Source organism: Klebsiella sp. C283 (genome assembly GCF_048822555.1).
Classification (GTDB): Bacteria; Pseudomonadota; Gammaproteobacteria; order Enterobacterales; family Enterobacteriaceae; genus Klebsiella; species Klebsiella quasipneumoniae.
In genome coordinates, this window is record NZ_JBMEZS010000001.1 from 241,248 (window position 1) to 259,376 (window position 18,129).

13 protein-coding genes and 7 tRNA genes are annotated in these 18,129 nt (G+C 56.7%); 5 read left to right on the forward strand and 15 right to left on the reverse strand.

The annotated features are described in order from the left end of the window. Window positions 1–74: 74 nt before the first annotated feature. The 3 genes from ybeY to miaB all read right to left on the reverse strand — a co-directional run bounded on the left by ybeY (window position 75) and on the right by miaB (window position 3,169). Window positions 75–548 carry an rRNA maturation RNase YbeY gene (ybeY, locus tag ACOI7Z_RS01085; protein WP_023288844.1) on the reverse strand — a complete coding sequence of 158 codons (474 nt, stop codon included), beginning with the start codon at window positions 546–548 and terminating at the stop codon, window positions 75–77. After that, the gene (locus ACOI7Z_RS01090) at window positions 545–1,591 is read right to left on the reverse strand and encodes a PhoH family protein (RefSeq protein WP_087849765.1); all 1,047 of its coding nucleotides are present in this window, start codon (window positions 1,589–1,591) and stop codon (window positions 545–547) included. The genes ybeY and ACOI7Z_RS01090 overlap by 4 nt, the downstream gene beginning before the upstream one ends. Window positions 1,592–1,744: 153 nt before the next feature. Further along, the gene (gene miaB / locus ACOI7Z_RS01095; protein ID WP_004885906.1) at window positions 1,745–3,169 is read right to left on the reverse strand and encodes a tRNA (N6-isopentenyl adenosine(37)-C2)-methylthiotransferase MiaB; all 1,425 of its coding nucleotides are present in this window, start codon (window positions 3,167–3,169) and stop codon (window positions 1,745–1,747) included. Between the two features lie 179 nt (window positions 3,170–3,348). Between miaB and ubiF the strand changes: the two genes are divergently transcribed. After that, window positions 3,349–4,524, forward strand: coding sequence for a 3-demethoxyubiquinol 3-hydroxylase (gene ubiF, locus ACOI7Z_RS01100; RefSeq protein ID WP_087849764.1), 1,176 nt, complete (start codon window positions 3,349–3,351; stop codon window positions 4,522–4,524). Window positions 4,525–4,642: 118 nt separating this feature from the next. On the opposite strand, the gene ACOI7Z_RS01105 is transcribed toward ubiF, so the two are convergent. From ACOI7Z_RS01105 to nagB, 12 genes are all read right to left on the reverse strand, one after another. Continuing rightward, window positions 4,643–4,717: transfer RNA gene (locus tag ACOI7Z_RS01105), tRNA-Gln, on the reverse strand. Window positions 4,718–4,793: 76 nt separating this feature from the next. Next, window positions 4,794–4,868: transfer RNA gene (locus tag ACOI7Z_RS01110), tRNA-Gln, on the reverse strand. Between the two features lie 46 nt (window positions 4,869–4,914). After that, window positions 4,915–4,991 (reverse strand) — tRNA-Met (locus ACOI7Z_RS01115). Between the two features lie 23 nt (window positions 4,992–5,014). After that, window positions 5,015–5,089, reverse strand: a tRNA-Gln gene (locus ACOI7Z_RS01120). Window positions 5,090–5,125: 36 nt separating this feature from the next. Continuing rightward, a tRNA-Gln gene (locus ACOI7Z_RS01125) sits at window positions 5,126–5,200 on the reverse strand. A gap of 23 nt (window positions 5,201–5,223) precedes the next feature. Next, window positions 5,224–5,308: transfer RNA gene (locus ACOI7Z_RS01130), tRNA-Leu, on the reverse strand. Window positions 5,309–5,317: 9 nt separating this feature from the next. Further along, window positions 5,318–5,394: transfer RNA gene (locus ACOI7Z_RS01135), tRNA-Met, on the reverse strand. A 237-nt stretch (window positions 5,395–5,631) separates the two neighbouring features. Further along, window positions 5,632–7,296: an asparagine synthase B gene (gene asnB / locus ACOI7Z_RS01140; RefSeq protein ID WP_032455135.1), complete on the reverse strand. Its 1,665-nt coding sequence runs from the start codon at window positions 7,294–7,296 to the stop codon at window positions 5,632–5,634. A gap of 278 nt (window positions 7,297–7,574) precedes the next feature. Further along, on the reverse strand, window positions 7,575–8,327 hold the full coding sequence (locus tag ACOI7Z_RS01145) for an HAD-IIA family hydrolase (protein ID WP_023288846.1): 753 nt from the start codon (window positions 8,325–8,327) through the stop codon (window positions 7,575–7,577). A gap of 119 nt (window positions 8,328–8,446) precedes the next feature. Next, complete coding sequence (gene nagC / locus ACOI7Z_RS01150) at window positions 8,447–9,667, reverse strand: DNA-binding transcriptional regulator NagC (RefSeq protein WP_032455136.1); 1,221 nt, start codon at window positions 9,665–9,667, stop codon at window positions 8,447–8,449. 8 nt (window positions 9,668–9,675) lie between these two features. Next, a complete protein-coding gene (gene nagA, locus ACOI7Z_RS01155) occupies window positions 9,676–10,824 on the reverse strand; it encodes an N-acetylglucosamine-6-phosphate deacetylase (RefSeq protein ID WP_032455137.1) in 1,149 nt (382 codons plus the stop codon). Between the two features lie 114 nt (window positions 10,825–10,938). Beyond that, the gene (nagB, locus tag ACOI7Z_RS01160) at window positions 10,939–11,739 is read right to left on the reverse strand and encodes a glucosamine-6-phosphate deaminase (RefSeq protein WP_012542446.1); all 801 of its coding nucleotides are present in this window, start codon (window positions 11,737–11,739) and stop codon (window positions 10,939–10,941) included. 316 nt (window positions 11,740–12,055) lie between these two features. Here nagB and nagE point away from each other — a divergent pair, with 316 nt between their 5' ends. From nagE to chiQ, 4 genes are all read left to right on the forward strand, one after another. Further along, complete coding sequence (nagE, locus tag ACOI7Z_RS01165) at window positions 12,056–14,011, forward strand: PTS N-acetyl glucosamine transporter subunit IIABC (protein WP_087849762.1); 1,956 nt, start codon at window positions 12,056–12,058, stop codon at window positions 14,009–14,011. Window positions 14,012–14,189: 178 nt separating this feature from the next. Continuing rightward, window positions 14,190–15,857, forward strand: coding sequence for a glutamine--tRNA ligase (glnS, locus tag ACOI7Z_RS01170; protein WP_004885933.1), 1,668 nt, complete (start codon window positions 14,190–14,192; stop codon window positions 15,855–15,857). A 439-nt stretch (window positions 15,858–16,296) separates the two neighbouring features. Beyond that, window positions 16,297–17,700, forward strand: a complete 1,404-nt coding sequence (gene chiP, locus ACOI7Z_RS01175; RefSeq protein ID WP_087849761.1) for a chitoporin ChiP — start codon at window positions 16,297–16,299, stop codon at window positions 17,698–17,700. Window positions 17,701–17,747: 47 nt separating this feature from the next. Further along, on the forward strand, window positions 17,748–18,080 hold the full coding sequence (gene chiQ, locus ACOI7Z_RS01180) for a ChiQ/YbfN family lipoprotein (RefSeq protein WP_023288851.1): 333 nt from the start codon (window positions 17,748–17,750) through the stop codon (window positions 18,078–18,080). Window positions 18,081–18,129: the final 49 nt, after the last annotated feature.

Here is an 18,129-nt window from a genome sequence, read left to right on the forward strand (position 1 = left end):
TGCCTGAGGTTCAGGCGGGTAAAATGCATGAACAGCGGCCGGATGAGACGCAAGCGCCGCCATCCGGCAGGGGGCTATTCAGCAATCTTCTCGGAAATGTACGGGTCCTCATAGCCCAGAGCAAGCATTATCTCTGTTTCGAGGGCTTCCATCTCTTCCGCTTCGTCATCTTCGATGTGATCGTAGCCCAGCAGATGCAGGCTGCCGTGAACCACCATATGCGCCCAGTGCGCCTCCAGCGGCTTCCCTTGCTCGCTGGCTTCCTGCTCCACCACCTGACGGCAAATGATCAGATCGCCGAGCAGCGGCATTTCAATCCCCGGCGGCGCTTCAAACGGGAAAGAGAGGACGTTGGTCGGTTTATCCTTGCCGCGATAGGTCAGGTTCAGCTCATGACTTTCTGCAACGTCGACCAGACGAATCGTTAACTCTGACTCCTCCTGAAACGGCGGAATGACGGCGTCGACCCAGCGTTGAAAAAGGGCTTCGTCCGGCAGGCCGCTGGTCTCTTCGCAGGCCAGCTGTAAATCGAGGATCACCTGACTCATTTTTGCTCCTGTTCCTGGGCTTCGCGTTTGCGCTCGGCGACCAGTTCTGCTTTACGTTTCTGGTCTGCGGCTTCCCATGCCTCATAGGCGTTCACGATGCGGGCGACCACCGGATGGCGGACCACGTCTTCGCTATGGAAGAAGTTAAAGCTGATCTCATCGACTTCCGCCAGCACTTCGATGGCGTGGCGCAGACCGGATTTGGTGCTGCGCGGCAGGTCAATCTGCGTGATGTCGCCGGTGATCACCGCCTTGGAGTTAAAGCCGATGCGGGTCAGGAACATCTTCATCTGCTCGATGGTGGTGTTCTGGCTTTCATCAAGAATGATAAAGGCGTCATTCAGCGTCCGTCCGCGCATATAGGCCAGCGGAGCCACTTCGATGACGTTACGCTCAATCAGCTTTTCCACCTTCTCAAAGCCGAGCATCTCGAACAGCGCGTCGTACAGCGGGCGCAGATACGGGTCGACCTTCTGGCTCAGATCGCCGGGCAGGAAGCCGAGCTTTTCGCCCGCCTCGACGGCCGGACGGGTCAGCAGAATGCGGCGGATCTCCTGGCGCTCCAGCGCATCGACCGCCGCCGCCACCGCCAGATAGGTTTTGCCGGTACCTGCCGGACCCACGCCGAAGGTGATGTCGTGATCGAGGATATTGGCGATGTACTGCGCCTGGTTCGGCGTACGCGGTTTGATCACCCCGCGCTTGGTCTTGATATTGACGGCTTTTCCGTACTCCGGCACGCTCTCGGCGCTCTGCTCCAGCACGCGCGCCTCTTTAATCGCCAGATGGATCTGCTCTGGTTCAATATCCTGAATCTGACCGCGCATCGGCGCCGTGTCGACATACAGGCTGCGCAGAATATCGGCGGCGGCGTGCACGCATAGGGCGCGTCCGGTCAGTTTAAAATGATTGTCACGGCGGTTGATCTCAATGCCTAACCGACGCTCCAGCTGTTTGATGTTGTCGTCAAACGGGCCGCACAGGGCTAACAGGCGTGCGTTATCCGCTGGCTCCAGGGTAATTTCACGAGTGTCTATGTTCAAACTGTTCCTCTTTACGCAGGTGGCCGGACGCGGCGCGTGGCCGGCTAATCAGGAAATTATTTACGTCACAGGAAAATGGCGCAAGCATTGCTGTAGATATAGGGACGGAGAGAGGAATTACAAGGCCTGCCGGAACCGACAGGCCTGAAGGGATCACGGCTGATAGATACCCACGCCAAGATCGTTCTCTTTACGGGTGCGGGCAATCACTGATTCAGGTGATTCAGCGATACGCAGACCCATCTCCGCTTCGGTGCGCACGATTTTGCCGCGCAGCGAGTTGGTGTAAACATCGACAATTTCGACATCCACAAACTTGCCGACGAGGTCCGGGGTGCCTTCAAAGTTGACCACCCGGTTGTTCTCCGTACGTCCGGAAAGCTCCATGATGTTCTTGCGCGACGTGCCTTCCACCAGGATGCGCTGTACCGTGCCGAGCATGCGACGGCTCCAGGCCATCGCCTGCTGGTTGATGCGCTCCTGCAGAATATACAGACGCTGTTTCTTATCGGCATCCGGCACGTCGTCAACCATATCGGCCGCCGGGGTGCCCGGGCGGGCGGAGAAGATAAAGCTGTAGCTCATATCGAAATTGACGTCGGCGATAAGCTTCATTGTCTTTTCGAAATCTTCCGTAGTTTCGCCGGGGAAGCCGACGATAAAGTCGGAGCTTATCTGAATATCCGGACGCGCTTCACGCAGCTTGCGAATAATCGCTTTATACTCCAGCGCAGTATGGGTGCGTCCCATCAGGTTCAGTACGCGGTCGGAGCCGCTTTGCACCGGCAGGTGCAGGAAGCTCACCAGCTCCGGCGTATCGCGATAGACGTCGATGATATCGTCGGTAAATTCGATCGGGTGGCTGGTGGTGAAGCGAATGCGGTCGATGCCGTCGATAGCGGCGACCAGGCGCAGCAGATCGGCAAAGCTGCCGGTAGTGCCGTCGTAGTTCTCGCCGCGCCAGGCGTTCACGTTCTGGCCCAGCAGGTTGACTTCACGCACGCCCTGCGCCGCCAGTTGGGCGATTTCAAACAGGATATCGTCGCACGGGCGGCTGACTTCTTCTCCGCGGGTGTAGGGCACCACGCAGTAAGTGCAGTATTTGTTGCAGCCTTCCATAATCGAGACAAAGGCGGTCGGGCCTTCGGCGCGCGGTTCTGGCAGGCGATCGAATTTTTCAATTTCCGGGAAGCTGATATCAACCACCGGGCTGCGGTTACCGCGCACGGAGTTAATCATCTCCGGCAGGCGGTGCAGGGTTTGCGGCCCGAAAATAATATCGACATAGTGCGCGCGCTGACGAATATGGTCGCCTTCCTGGGAAGCCACGCAGCCGCCAACGCCAATAATCAGGTCCGGGTTCTTCTCTTTCAGCAGCTTCCAGCGGCCAAGCTGATGGAAAACTTTTTCCTGGGCCTTCTCACGAATTGAGCAGGTATTGAGCAACAGCACATCTGCTTCTTCCGCCACTTCGGTCAGTTGATACCCATGTGTCGCATCCAGCAGATCGGCCATCTTTGATGAATCATACTCGTTCATCTGACAGCCCCAGGTTTTAATATGGAGTTTTTTTGTCATTGACTTGCTCATGCTCAGTAATAGATATCCAAAACGCGGGGATATATACAGGGTGAATTTCGCATTCCAGGGCGCGTATTGTAATGCTTTGGTCGCCCCCTGACCAGTGCGAGCGTTATCACCGCAAGAGGGCGAAAAATCCGGTAAACTTAACGGATTCTGCTTTAAGGATAATAGCCATGACAATTCACGCAACAGATGTCGCCATCGTGGGCGGCGGCATGGTCGGCGGCGCCCTGGCGTTGGGGCTGGCGCAACAGGGATTTACCGTGACGGTGCTTGAGAAAACGGCGCCTCCGGCTTTCGATCCAGCATCCGCCCCGGATGTGCGGATCTCGGCGATCAGCGCGGCCTCGGTTGGCCTGCTGAAAAGCCTTGGCGTCTGGGATGCCGTGCGGGCGATGCGCGTCCACGCTTACCGTCGTCTGGAGACCTGGGAGTGGGAGAGCGCCCACGTCGCCTTTGACGCCGCCGAGCTTAAGCTGCCGGAGCTGGGCTATATGGTCGAGAACAAGGTCCTGCAGTGGGGCCTGTGGCAAGCGCTGACGGCGCACGAAGGGGTTACCCTGCGCGTTGGCGGCGAACTGGAGGCGATGCAGCGCGGCGAGGCGGAGACGGCGTTGCGTTTACGCGACGGGGAGACGATCCACGCCCGGCTGGTTATCGGCGCCGACGGCGCCAGCTCTCAGGTGCGGGAGATGGCCGGCATCGGCGTGCATGCCTGGCAATATCTGCAATCCTGTATGCTCATTAGCGTCCAATGCGCCGACGATCCCGGCGACAGCACCTGGCAGCAGTTTACCCCCAGCGGACCGCGCGCTTTCCTGCCGCTGTTCGACAACTGGGCCTCGCTGGTGTGGTATGACGCCCCGGCGCGGATCCGTCAGCTGCAGGGCATGTCCATGCCCCAGCTCCAGCAGGAGATCGCCCGCCATTTCCCGGCGCGTCTCGGGCGGGTGACGCCGCAGGCGGCCGGCGCCTTCCCGCTCACCCGGCGTCATGCGCTGCAGTATGTTCAGCCTGGTCTGGCGCTGGTGGGCGATGCGGCGCACACCATTCATCCGCTGGCGGGGCAGGGGGTTAACCTTGGCTACCGTGATGTCGACGCCCTGCTGGAGATCCTGGCGCAAGCGCGCGGCCGCGGCGAAGAGTGGGCCAGCCTGCCGGTGCTCAAGCGCTACCAGGGGCGGCGGCGGGCGGATAATTTTATTATGCAGTCGGGGATGGATCTTTTTTACGCAGGATTCAGCAATGACCTGGCGCCGGTGCGGATGTTGCGCAATATTGGCCTGATGGCGGCCGAACGCGCCGGGGCGCTGAAGCGTCAGGCGCTGAAGTATGCGTTAGGCTTGTAAACCGGCGTCGCGGGCAGGGGCGTCGTGGAAAGCGCCTGCCCGGCAGTCAGTGATGCGCCAGGATGGCAAAACGCCAATAACAAAAAAGCCCACCGAGGTGGGCTTTTTTGCATTGAAGTGGCTGGGGTACGAGGATTCGAACCTCGGAATGCCGGAATCAGAATCCGGTGCCTTACCGCTTGGCGATACCCCAATTGTCTGTTGCATTTTTCCGTCACTATCCCGGTTTTAGCGCAACAGTGCGTTCATTGCTGAACGACTTTTTAATTTGGCTGGGGTACGAGGATTCGAACCTCGGAATGCCGGAATCAGAATCCGGTGCCTTACCGCTTGGCGATACCCCAACAAATTTTTGCGGATTTATCGATGTGTATCGATACGTCCCGAATATGGTGGCTACGACGGGATTCGAACCTGTGACCCCATCATTATGAGTGATGTGCTCTAACCAGCTGAGCTACGTAGCCAAATTGTCTTACTGTTTCTTCGATGGCTGGGGTACCTGGATTCGAACCAGGGAATGCCGGTATCAAAAACCGGTGCCTTACCGCTTGGCGATACCCCAATACCGTCGCGGTGAACCGCAAATATCGAAGAAATATGGCTGGGGTACCTGGATTCGAACCAGGGAATGCCGGTATCAAAAACCGGTGCCTTACCGCTTGGCGATACCCCATCCGTACAACGCTGACTGGTGAATGGTGCGGGAGGCGAGACTTGAACTCGCACACCTTGCGGCGCCAGAACCTAAATCTGGTGCGTCTACCAATTTCGCCACTCCCGCAAAAAAAGATGGTGGCTACGACGGGATTCGAACCTGTGACCCCATCATTATGAGTGATGTGCTCTAACCAGCTGAGCTACGTAGCCATCTTTTTTTCGCGTAACCTTATCGGCGTTGCGGGGCGCATTATGCGTATTGGGCCTGCGAGCGTCAACCTCTTTTTCAAGGAAAATCGTTGTAATGTGACTGTTTGGTTAGGTTGCGAACAGCTCGCTGCAATAATCGGCAATTATTGGTTATTTATCGTTTTTCAGCGGCATAAATCCCGCAAAAAGAAAACGGACCCCGGAGGGTCCGTTTCGCGTTTAATCGCCTGTCAGGGCTTATTTATAGGCCGACTGGTGGACGCCCACCGCGCGGCCTGACGGATCGTTCATGGTTTTGAACGCTTCATCCCATTCAATGGCTTTGGCAGAAGAGCAGGCCACCGACGGACCGCCAGGGACACACTCCGCCGCGCTTGGCAGCGGGAACAGCTCTTCGAAGATCTCGCGGTACAGATAGCCTTCTTTGGAGGTCGGCGTGTTGTACGGGAAGCGGAAGCTTGCGGTTTCCAGCTGCTGGTCGCTGATCTGTTTCGCGGCCACTTCTTTCAGCGTATCGATCCAGCTGTAGCCGACGCCGTCAGAGAATTGCTCCTTCTGGCGCCAGGCCACGCTGGCCGGCAGGTAGGATTCAAAACATTCGCGCAGGATATGTTTTTCCATTTTGCCGTTGCCGCACATCTTATCCTGCGGGTTGATGCGCATCGCCACGTCGAGGAACTTCTTATCGAGGAACGGCACGCGGGCTTCCACGCCCCAGGCGGACATCGCTTTGTTGGCGCGGGCGCAGTCAAACATATGCAGCGCCTGCAGCTTACGCACCGTCTCTTCGTGCAGTTCTTTGGCGTTCGGCGCCTTATGGAAGTAGAGGTAGCCGCCGAATACTTCGTCCGAGCCTTCGCCGGAAAGCACCATTTTGATGCCCATGGCTTTAATTTTACGCGACATCAGGTACATCGGCGTCGAAGCGCGAATGGTGGTCACATCGTAGGTTTCGATGTGATAGATAACGTCGCGGATCGCATCCAGCCCTTCCTGAACGGTAAAGTGAATTTCATGGTGCACGGTGCCGAGGTGGTTAGCCACTTCCTGCGCCGCTTTCAGGTCGGGAGAGCCTTCCAGACCGACCGCGAAGGAGTGCAGCTGCGGCCACCAGGCTTCGCTACGCTCCTGATCTTCGACGCGACGGGCGGCGAATTTCTTGGTGATGGCGGAGATGACCGAAGAATCAAGGCCGCCGGAGAGCAGCACGCCGTAGGGCACGTCGGACATCAGGTGGCTTTTCACCGACTCTTCCAGCGCCTGACGCAGTTCGTTCTTATCGGTAACGTTGTCTTTTACCGCGTCGTAATCGAACCAGTCGCGCTGATAGTACTGGCGAATTTCACCGTCTTTGCTCCACAGGTAGCTGCCTGCCGGGAACTCTTTAATGGTGCGGCACACCGGCACCAGGGCTTTCATTTCTGAGGCGACGTAGAAGTTGCCGTGTTCGTCATGGCCCATATACAGCGGAATAATACCGATATGGTCGCGACCAATTAAGTACGCGTCTTTTTCGCTGTCGTACAGGGCGAAGGCGAACATCCCCTGCAGGTCGTCGAGGAACGCCGGGCCTTTTTCCTGATACAGCGCGAGGATCACTTCGCAGTCGGAGCCGGTCTGGAACTGATAGCGATCGCCATATTCCGCGCGCAGCGCCTGATGGTTGTAGATTTCGCCGTTAACGGCCAGCGCATGGGTTTTTTCGGCGTTGTACAGCGGCTGGGCGCCGGCGTTGACGTCGACAATCGACAGGCGCTCGTGCGCCAGAATCGCTTTGTCGCTGGCATACACGCCAGACCAGTCCGGACCGCGATGGCGCATCAGGCGGGAAAGCTCCAGCGCCTTTTTACGCAGCTCGCCTGCGTCAGTTTTAATATCCAGTACGCCAAAAATAGAACACATAGCCTTCTCCATTACCCTGTCGTGTTTGATGTTGTGCTGGCTTCGTCTCGTGGCGAAGCCTGAGTGCGTGCTTAAGAAAATGCCGTAAAGGGGGAGCCGGCGCAAGGGTTTTACGGCCGGAAAAAGAAAAAACGCAACTGCGATTGTTGAACAGTAAAAAAAGAGTATCTTTTGAACGGCTTTATTGAAGAATACGCAATTACAAGCCGTTTTTATTAGATGGGGCGCTTTTAGCCGGCGTCAGAAATGAACAACCACGTCCTGAGACGTGGCTGGCATTAGAAAATATCGATTTCCGCGACGGAAGGGTAGATCCACGACGGGCGGAACGGCATGCTGTCGATGTCGTCGAGGGTCGAGACGCCGGAGAGCACCAGAATGGTCTCCAGCCCCGCCTGGAAGCCGGCCAGAATGTCGGTGCGCAGATTGTCGCCGACGATCACCGTCTGTTCGGAGTGGGCCTGCATTTTGTTAAGCGCTGAGCGGATGATCCACGGGCTGGGTTTACCGACGTAAAACGGCTTACGGCCGGAGATCTTCTCGATCCCGGCGCACAGAGCGCCGCAGGCCGGGTAGAAGCCGCGACCGTGAGTATCCGGGTTGGTGGCAATGAAGCGGGCGCCATTGGCGACAAAGAAGGCCGCCTTATGCATCATTTCCCAGTTAAAGGAGCGGGTTTCCCCGACGATGACAAAATCCGGGTTGACATCGGTAATGGTAAAGCCGGCTTTATACAGCTCGTGGATCAGCGCCCCTTCACCCACCACATAGGCTTTCTTGCCTTCCTGGCGGCGCAGAAAATCGGCCGTCGCCATTGCCGAGGTGTAAAAGGCGCTATCCGGCACCTCAATCCCGGCGGTGGCGAAACGGTTCGCCAGATCCTGGCCGGTTTGCGACGGGTAGTTGGTCAGCATCACCAGCGGCATGCCTTTATCGAGGATGCGCTTGATAAACTCGGCAGCGCCGGGAACGGCGACGTTATCGTGCATCAGCACGCCGTCAATATCACAAATTATGTTTTGAATGGTCATGGTGGGTCCAGAATCATTAACAAAGACGAAACTATACGCGTCATCGATGCGGTTTCACACCTCTGACGGGCGATGCCCGCCAGTGACAGAGCGACGCGCTTATCTATAAAGGGGGGCGATTAGCTCTCAAGCAAGCGCTGCAGCAGCGTGCCATTGAGCATGGCGCGTTTGACCAGCGCGAAGGCGCCAATCGCTGAGCGATGATCGAGGGTGGAGCGCACCACCGGCAGGTTCTTACGAAACGCCTTCAGCGCCTGGGCGTTAATGCAGCCCTCAATGGCCGGGAGCAGCACTTTCTCGGCTTCCACAATTTCGCCGGCGACGACGATTTTTTGCGGATTGAACAGGTTGATGGCGATGGCGATCGTTTTTCCGAGGTGACGCCCTACGTACTCGATCACCTCGCAGGCCAGGGCATCGCCCTTGTTGGCCGCTTTGCAGATGGTTTTGATCGTGCAGTCATCGAGGGTCAGGCGGCTCTGGTAGCCCTGGTCCAGCAGATGGCGAACGCGATGTTCGATGGCGGCGTTCGCCGCGACGGTCTCCAGGCAGCCGAAGTTGCCGCAGTGGCAGCGTTCGCCCAGCGGATCGACCTGAATATGGCCAATTTCGCCCACGTTGCCGTTACGGCCAATAAAAATGCGTCCGTTGGAGATGATCCCCGCCCCGGTGCCGCGGTGCACGCGCACCAGAATGGAGTCTTCGCAGTCCTGGCTTGCGCCAAAATAGTGCTCGGCCAGCGCCAGACTGCGGATATCGTGCCCGACAAAGCAGGTAACGTTGAAGCGTTTTTCCAGCGCCCCGACCAGGCCCCAGTTTTCCACCGCAATGTGCGGCATATAGCGGATCACGCCGCTTTCCGGATCCACCAGCCCCGGCAGGATCACCGAGATGGCGATCAGCTCGCGGATTTTGCGCTGACAGTTTTCGATAAAAGTGGCGATGATATTCAGCAGGGCGTGTTCCAGCGTTTCCTGGGTGCGCTCGGGCAGCGGGAAATGCTCCTCCTCCAGGGTCTTGCTGCTTAAATCATAGAGGGTCAGGGTGGCGTCATAGCGGCCAAGGCGCACGCCAATGGCGTTGAAGTTACGCGTCTCCGCAATGATGGAGATGGCGCGGCGCCCCCCGGTGGAGGCCTGCTGATCGACTTCTTTGATCAGGCCGCGCTCAATAAGCTGACGCGTGATTTTGGTCACGCTGGCAGGGGCAAGCTGGCTTTGTTCCGCGATCTGAATGCGCGAGATAGGCCCATGCTGGTCAATCAGGCGGTACACGGCCGCGCTGTTCAGTTGTTTTACGAGGTCAACGTTACCAATTTGAGCTTGTCCGCCTGCTGTCATACTTTTACTTACTCAGTGACGACCTCGTTACCATTAACGATGGTCTTGGTGATTTTATAATCGCGTGTAAAGGCGGTCAGGTTAGCGACCATACCCGGCGCAATGCTGCCGAGCTGCTTGTCCACACCAATGGCGCGCGCGGGATAGAGCGTCGCCATCCGCAATACTTCGTCCAGCGCCACACCGCAATGCTCAACCAGATTACGCACCCCTTCAATCATGGTCAGGGAAGATCCGCTGAGGGTGCCGTTTTCATCTACGCACAGCCCGTTGCGGTAGTATATTGTTTTCCCGGCAAAAATGAACTGGTCAATATTCGCCCCCGCCGGCGCGGTGGCGTCGGTGACCAGGCACAGTTTGTCGCCTTTCAGGCGCTTGGCGTTGCGCACGTTGGCGTAATCGACGTGCATCCCGTCGACAATAATACCGCAGTAGACATCCGGCTCGTCAAAAATCGCCCCGGCCAGACCCGGTTCGCGGCCGGTAATGTACGGCATCGCATTATACAGGTGGGTGGCGAAGGTAATGCCCGCGCGGAAGCCCACTTTCGCCTCTTTCAGCGTGGCGTTGGAGTGGCCCGCGGAGACGACGATCCCGGCGGCGACCAGTTTGCGGATCACTTCCGGCTCGACGCGCTCAGGGGCGAGGGTCACTTTGGTGATCACATCGGCGTTGTCGCACAGGAAATCGACCAGCGCCGCGTCCGGTTTACGCACGTAGTCGGGATTGTGGGTGCCTTTCTTAACGATATTCAGCCACGGTCCTTCAAGATGCAGACCCAGCGCCTGGTTCGGGTGCTTTTGCAGGTATTCGCGCATCACGCGGACGCCTTGCTTCATCAGATCGTCGCTGGAGGTAATCAGCGTCGGCAGGAAGCTGGTGCAGCCTGAGCGTTCGTTGGCCTTCTGCATGATCTCCAGCGTTTCGACAGTGACCGCGTCAGGGCTGTCGTTAAACTGCACGCCGCCGCAGCCGTTGAGCTGGACGTCGATAAAACCGGGGGCGAGGATCGCGCCGTTGACTGAGCGCTGCTCGATGTCAGACGGCAAATCTGCCAGCGGACAAAGACGTTCGATAAGGCCATTAGCGATAACAACCGCATGGTCATCGAGAATTTCATGACCGGTATAAACCCGGCCCTGGGTTAATGCATACATTACGACCCCCGGTATATACGCCTCATCAGGCCCGGGAACGTTCGTTTGCCGCCGGCCTGATGATGCATACAAAGAAAAAGATGGTCCCGCGCAAAGTCGCGGGACGCGACTACATTACAGACCTTTAATATTTTCAGCTTCTAATTCGTTGAAATATTTCAGCGTCTTCACTTTCAGCTCCATGGTGGACGGTTCGTCGCAGACGATCACCGCCTTCGGATGCAGCTGCAGACAGGTAATGGTCCACATGTGGTTGACGTTACCTTCAACTGCCGCCTGCAGCGCCAGCGCTTTCTGATGGCCCAGCACCAGAATCATGACTTCTTCTGCATCCAGCAGGGTGCCCACGCCGACGGTCAGCGCATATTTCGGCACCAGATCCACGTCGCCGTCGAAGAAGCGGGAGTTCGCCACACGGGTGTCATGGGTCAGGGTCTTAATACGGGTGCGGGACGCCAGAGAAGAGGCCGGTTCGTTGAACGCGATGTGGCCATCGTTGCCCACGCCGCCCATAAACAGGTGGATTTTACCGTAGGAACGAATTTTTTCTTCATAGCGACGGCATTCCGCATCGATGTCCGGCGCGTTACCATTCAGCAGGTTGATATTTTCTGCCGGAATATCAACGTGGTCAAAGAAATTACGGTGCATGAAGCTATGATAGCTTTCCGGATGCTCTTTCGGCAGGCCAACGTATTCATCCATGTTGAAGGTGACAACGTGTTTGAAGCTAACCTGGCCTGCTTTATGCATTTCAACCAGCGCCTTGTAGGCGGTGAGCGGTGTGCCGCCGGTCGGCAGACCCAGCACGAACGGACGGTCCGCGGTTGGTTTGAATGCATTAATGCGGTTCACGATATGGCGGGCAGCCCATTTACCGACCTGCTCAGCGGTTACCAGGGGGATCAGTCTCATTCTTCACCTCTATAGTTAAAAGTAGAATCTGGCGGATTGGCGCCAGCACTCTGAGGAGAGTATTGCAGCAACTGCGCCGACCGGGGTCAATCCGTGTTGATTTTTTGAATGATAAAATAAGTTTTCGATGTTAGCCAGTCTAAGGGAGGGGTGAATACGATATTTGGTGATAATTATCACAAAAAATACCCGTTTAATTTGCGATACGAATTAATTTTTCACACACTTTGCCGGTAAGTGATAAAACCGACCTTGTTACACAATAAAAAAGTGGCTTTGAAAATGAGCCTCATCGGGGTCTCATAGGGGGAATAAGATGAATATTTTAGGTTTCTTTCAGCGACTGGGTAGGGCGTTACAGCTCCCTATCGCAGTGCTGCCGGTCGCGGCATTGCTGCTGCGTTTCGGGCAACCAGACCTGTTGAATGTACCCTTCATCGCGCAAGCGGGTGGGGCTATCTTCGACAACCTGGCGCTGATCTTTGCTATCGGTGTGGCGTCAAGCTGGTCCAAGGATAACGCCGGTTCTGCGGCGCTGGCCGGGGCAGTAGGTTATTTCGTGATGACCAAAGCGATGGTCACCATCAATCCGGAAATCAACATGGGCGTACTGGCCGGTATCATTACCGGTCTGGTAGCAGGGGCGGTGTACAATCGCTGGGCCGGCATCAAGCTGCCGGACTTCCTGAGCTTCTTCGGCGGCAAACGCTTCGTGCCGATCGCCACCGGCTTCTTCTGTTTGATCCTCGCGGCGCTCTTCGGCTACGTCTGGCCGCCGGTGCAGCACGCTATCCATGCGGGCGGCGAGTGGATCGTTTCCGCAGGGGCGCTGGGTTCCGGTATCTTCGGCTTTATCAACCGTCTGCTGATCCCGACCGGTCTGCATCAGGTGCTGAACACCATCGCCTGGTTCCAGATTGGTGAGTTCACGAACGCCGCAGGCGCCGTGTTCCACGGCGACATCAACCGCTTCTACGCCGGCGACGGCACCGCGGGGATGTTCATGTCCGGCTTCTTCCCGATCATGATGTTTGGTCTGCCGGGCGCTGCGCTGGCGATGTATCTGGCCGCTCCGAAAGCGCGTCGTCCGATGGTGGGCGGTATGCTGCTGTCTGTTGCCATCACCGCGTTCCTGACCGGGGTAACCGAGCCGCTGGAATTCCTGTTCATGTTCCTGGCTCCGCTGCTGTACCTCCTGCACGCGGTACTGACCGGTATCAGCCTGTTCATCGCAACGGCGCTGGGCATTCATGCGGGCTTCTCCTTCTCCGCAGGCGCTATTGACTACGTGCTGATGTACAGCCTGCCGGCCGCCAGCAAAAACGTCTGGATGCTGCTGGTGATGGGCGTGGTGTTCTTCTTCATCTACTTCCTGCTGTTCAGCGCGGTGATCCGCATGTTCAACCTGAAAACGCCGGGTCGTGAAGACAAAGCCGCTGACGTGGTTACGGAAGAAGCGAACAGCAACACTGAAGAAGGCCTGACCCAGCTGGCGACCAGCTATATCGCCGCAGTGGGCGGAACGGACAACCTGAAAGCGATTGACGCCTGTATCACCCGTCTGCGCCTGACCGTGGGCGATTCGGCGAAAGTCAACGACGCCGCCTGTAAACGTCTCGGCGCGTCCGGGGTGGTGAAACTGAATAAGCAAACCATCCAGGTTATCGTCGGCGCGAAGGCAGAGTCTATCGGCGATGAGATGAAAAAAGTGGTGACCCGCGGCCCGGTAGCGGCAGCGGCAGCCGCACCGGCTGGCAACGTCGCCACCGCAGCGCCCGCGGCTAAACCGCAGGCGGTAGCGAACGCGAAGACCGTTGAGTCGCTGGTTTCGCCGATTACCGGTGACGTGGTGGCCCTCGAACAGGTGCCGGACGAAGCCTTCGCCAGCAAAGCCGTCGGCGACGGTATCGCGGTGAAACCGACCAGCAACATCGTGGTGGCCCCGGCCGCCGGTACCGTGGTGAAAATTTTCAACACTAACCACGCGTTCTGCCTCGAAACCAACAACGGTGCGGAAATCGTTGTCCACATGGGTATCGACACCGTGGCGCTGGAAGGCAAGGGCTTCAAACGTCTGGTTGAAGAGGGCGCGGACGTGAAGGCGGGCGAGCCGATTCTGGAAATGGATCTGGACTTCCTCAACGCCAACGCGCGCTCGATGATTAGCCCGGTGGTCTGCAGCAACAGCGATGACTACAGCGCGCTGGTGATACTGGCGAGCGGTAAGGTCGTTGCCGGCCAGACGCCGCTGTATGAGATTAAAGGCAAGTAAGGCTCCTGAGTCGAGTTTATGCCTCAGCGGCGAAGGGAAACCTTCGCCGCTTTTTTTTGCAGCAGTCGGCCCCATAATCCTCTTCTGATACCTATTTTACGTAACTAATAGTTGTCACTACGCCCTGCTTGTAAGATCATGTGCCGTTATACGTTGTTTACGCTTTGAGGAACCCGTGATGAGTGAGGCAGAAGCCCGCCCGACTAACTTTATCCGTCAGATCATTGATGAAGATCTGGCTACCGGTAAGCACACCACCGTTCACACCCGCTTCCCGCCGGAGCCGAACGGTTATCTGCACATTGGCCATGCGAAATCCATCTGCCTGAACTTCGGCATCGCCCAGGATTATCAGGGCCAATGCAACCTGCGTTTCGATGACACCAACCCGGTGAAAGAAGATATCGAATACGTGGAGTCGATTAAAAACGACGTGCAGTGGTTAGGTTTCCACTGGTCCGGGGACGTTTGCTACTCGTCTGACTACTTTGATCAGCTGCATCAGTATGCGGTTGAGCTGATCAACAAAGGCCTGGCCTATGTTGATGAACTCTCTCCTGATGAAATTCGTGAATATCGCGGCACCCTGAAAGCGCCGGGTAAGAACAGCCCGTATCGCGACCGCAGCGTGGAAGAAAACCTGGCGCTGTTCGAAAAAATGCGCAGCGGCGGCTTCGAAGAGGGCAAGGCCTGCCTGCGCGCGAAGATCGATATGGCGTCGCCGTTCATCGTGATGCGCGATCCGGTGCTGTACCGCATTAAGTTCGCTGAGCATCATCAGACCGGCAACAAGTGGTGCATCTACCCGATGTACGACTTCACCCACTGCATCAGCGATGCGCTGGAAGGCATTACCCACTCGCTGTGTACCCTGGAGTTCCAGGACAACCGTCGTCTGTACGACTGGGTGCTGGACAACATCAGCATCCCGGTTCACCCGCGCCAGTACGAATTCTCGCGCCTGAATCTTGAATACACGGTGATGTCCAAGCGTAAGCTGAACCAGCTGGTGACCGAGAAGCACGTGGAAGGCTGGGACGATCCGCGTATGCCGACCATCTCCGGTCTGCGTCGTCGCGGCTACACCGCCGAATCCATCCGCGAATTCTGCAAGCGCATCGGCGTGACCAAGCAGGACAACACTATTGAGATGGCGTCGCTGGAGTCCTGCATTCGCGAAGATCTCAACGAAAACGCGCCGCGCGCGATGGCAGTGATCGATCCGGTGAAACTGGTTATCGAGAACTACCCGCAGGGCGAAAGCGAAATGGTGGCGATGCCGAACCATCCGAACAAGCCGGAGATGGGCAGCCGCGAAGTGCCGTTCAGCGCGGAAATCTGGATCGACCGCGCGGACTTCCGTGAAGAAGCCAACAAGCAGTACAAGCGTCTGGTGCTGGGCAAAGAAGTGCGTCTGCGCAACGCCTACGTCATCAAAGCGGAACGCGTGGAGAAAGATGCCGAAGGCAATATCACCACTATCTTCTGCACCTACGATGCCGACACCCTGAGTAAAGATCCGGCTGACGGCCGCAAGGTCAAAGGCGTGATCCACTGGGTGAGCGCGGCGCATGCGCTGCCGGTAGAGATCCGTCTCTACGATCGCCTGTTCAGCGTACCAAACCCGGGTGCAGCGGAGGATTTCCTCGCGGTGATCAATCCGGAATCGCTGGTGATCAAACAGGGTTACGCGGAGCCGAGCCTGGCGCAGGCGGAAGCCGGTAAAGCTTACCAGTTTGAGCGTGAAGGTTACTTCTGCCTCGACAGCCGCTATGCAACCGCAACCAGTCTGGTGTTTAACCGCACCGTCGGTCTGCGCGATACCTGGGCGAAAGCGGGCGAATAACCGTTTCCCTACCGTCAAAGCGCCGCACTCTGCGGCGCTTTTTTTGTTTCAGAATCAGCCAATTACTCTTTTTATTTTCGCGAAGCGAATTAATTCTGTTTCAAACCGGAAATAAATAACGCTTCTGATATTTCCTGTCTCATACAAAAAACCAATGTAATCGCTTTCAGGTTTTGCGTTTTTCCCTGATTTTGCAATGACTTCCATGACAAAATCATCAGAGATAAGACTGTAACAAAACGACATAAATTATGTGCGCTTTGTCATAATCTTAAGCTTTGCCTCACGAAAAACATTGATAATTCGCGTCACGAAAAATAGTCTATCTACAGTGGTTTCGCGGCCTTTTTCACCGCCCCACATTTTGCAGTGTTATTTATTTTTTTTAGCGAATGACCCCCTGGTCTTCGCCTTTTAAAACGTCAAAGAGGATATGCACATGCGTACGTTTAGTGGCAAACGTAGTACGCTGGCGCTGGCTATTGCCGCCGTCACCGCGATGTCGGGCTGGGTTGTGATTCCGCAGGCCAGCGCAGCAGGCTTTATCGATGATTCTACTTTAACCGGCGGTATCTATTACTGGCAGCGTGAGCGTGACCGTAAAGATGTGACCGACGGCGGCAAATACAAAACCAACCTTTCCCACTCCACCTGGAACGCCAACCTGGACTTCCAGTCCGGCTATGCCGCCGATATGTTTGGCCTTGATATTGCGGCGTTTACCGCGATTGAAATGGCGGAGAACGGCGACAGCGGCCACCCGAACGAAATCGCCTTCTCGTCGCGTAACAAAGCCTATGACGAAGACTACTCCGGCGATAAGAGCGGCATCAGCCTGTATAAAGCCGCTGCGAAATTCAAATACGGTCCGGCGTGGGCGCGCGCGGGCTACATCCAGCCAACCGGTCAGACCCTGCTGGCGCCGCACTGGAGCTTTATGCCGGGTACCTATCAGGGGGCGGAAGCCGGGGCCAACTTCGACTATGGCACCGCGGGCGCGTTAAGTTTCTCCTACATGTGGACGAACGAGTATAAAGCGCCATGGCATATTGAGATGGATGATTTCTACCAGAACGATAAGAAGACCAAAGTCGATTATCTCCACTCCGTCGGCGCCAAATATGATTTCAAAAACGACCTGGTGCTGGAGGCGGCATTTGGTCAGGCTCAGGGCTATATCGATCAGTACTTTGCTAAAGCCAGCTACAAGTTTGACGTCGCCGGCGCGCCGTTGAGCACCAGCTACCAGTTCTACGGCACTCGCGATAAGGTCAGCAACGGCGGGGTCAACGACATCTATGACGGCACCGCATGGCTGCAGGCGTTAACCTTTGGCTATAAAGTGGCGGATGTGCTGGATCTGCGTCTGGAAGGGACCTGGGTGAAGGCCGATGGCCAGCAGGGCTACTTCCTGCAGCGTATGACCCCGACCTACGCCTCCTCCAACGGTCGTCTCGATATCTGGTGGGATAACCGCTCCGACTTCAACGCCAACGGCGAAAAAGCGGTCTTCTTCGGCGCGATGTATGACATGAAAAACTGGGATATGCCGGGCTGGGCGTTTGGCGCGTCTTATGTGTACGCCTGGGATGCGAAGCCGGGCAAAATGTCCTCCCCGGACGCCTACTATGACGCTGATTACCGTCTGAAAGAGTCGGCCTACAGCCTGGATGCGCTGTATACCGTGCAGGAAGGCCGGGCGAAGGGCACGCTGTTTAAACTGCACTTTACCCAGTACGACAACCATTCCGATATTCCGAGCTGGAGCGGCGGCTACGGCAACATCTTCCAGGATGAGCGCGACGTGAAGTTCATGGTTATCGCCCCGTTCACAATTTTCTGATGCCTGCGCGGCGGGCGTGAGCCTGCCGCACCTCTGGGAGAACGACAATGAAAAAAATGCTGCTTATTGCCATGATGGCATCGGCTCTGGTGGCCTGCACCACGTCGCCGGCACCGAAAGAAGACACCAAACTGAAAGATGCCTATAGCGCCTGTATTAATACGGCGGAAGGCAATCCGGACAAAATTGAAGCCTGCCAGAGCGTACTGAATGTCCTGAAAGAGGATAAACAGCACCAGCAGTTTGCTAACCAGGAGAGCGTCCGGGTACTGGATTATCAGCAGTGTATCCAGGCTACCCGTACCGGTAACGATCAGGCGGTGAAAGCGCGCTGCGACCAGATCTGGAAAGAGATCCGCAGCAATAACACCACCCATTAAGCCAGACGGCAGCGGCAAACGGGCGGAGTCTATCTCCGCCCGTTTGTTT

What these genes read in the sequence shown, in the direction of transcription:
- ybeY (WP_023288844.1), bottom strand. Translation starts at nt 548, where the DNA reads ATGAGTCAGGTGATCCTCGATTTACAGCTGGCCTGCGAAGAGACCAGC.
- miaB (WP_004885906.1), bottom strand. Translation starts at nt 3,169, where the DNA reads ATGACAAAAAAACTCCATATTAAAACCTGGGGCTGTCAGATGAACGAG.
- ubiF (WP_087849764.1), top strand. Translation starts at nt 3,349, where the DNA reads ATGACAATTCACGCAACAGATGTCGCCATCGTGGGCGGCGGCATGGTC.
- asnB (WP_032455135.1), bottom strand. Translation starts at nt 7,296, where the DNA reads ATGTGTTCTATTTTTGGCGTACTGGATATTAAAACTGACGCAGGCGAG.
- ACOI7Z_RS01145 (WP_023288846.1), bottom strand. Translation starts at nt 8,327, where the DNA reads ATGACCATTCAAAACATAATTTGTGATATTGACGGCGTGCTGATGCAC.
- nagC (WP_032455136.1), bottom strand. Translation starts at nt 9,667, where the DNA reads ATGACAGCAGGCGGACAAGCTCAAATTGGTAACGTTGACCTCGTAAAA.
- nagA (WP_032455137.1), bottom strand. Translation starts at nt 10,824, where the DNA reads ATGTATGCATTAACCCAGGGCCGGGTTTATACCGGTCATGAAATTCTC.
- nagB (WP_012542446.1), bottom strand. Translation starts at nt 11,739, where the DNA reads ATGAGACTGATCCCCCTGGTAACCGCTGAGCAGGTCGGTAAATGGGCT.
- nagE (WP_087849762.1), top strand. Translation starts at nt 12,056, where the DNA reads ATGAATATTTTAGGTTTCTTTCAGCGACTGGGTAGGGCGTTACAGCTC.
- glnS (WP_004885933.1), top strand. Translation starts at nt 14,190, where the DNA reads ATGAGTGAGGCAGAAGCCCGCCCGACTAACTTTATCCGTCAGATCATT.
- chiP (WP_087849761.1), top strand. Translation starts at nt 16,297, where the DNA reads ATGCGTACGTTTAGTGGCAAACGTAGTACGCTGGCGCTGGCTATTGCC.
- chiQ (WP_023288851.1), top strand. Translation starts at nt 17,748, where the DNA reads ATGAAAAAAATGCTGCTTATTGCCATGATGGCATCGGCTCTGGTGGCC.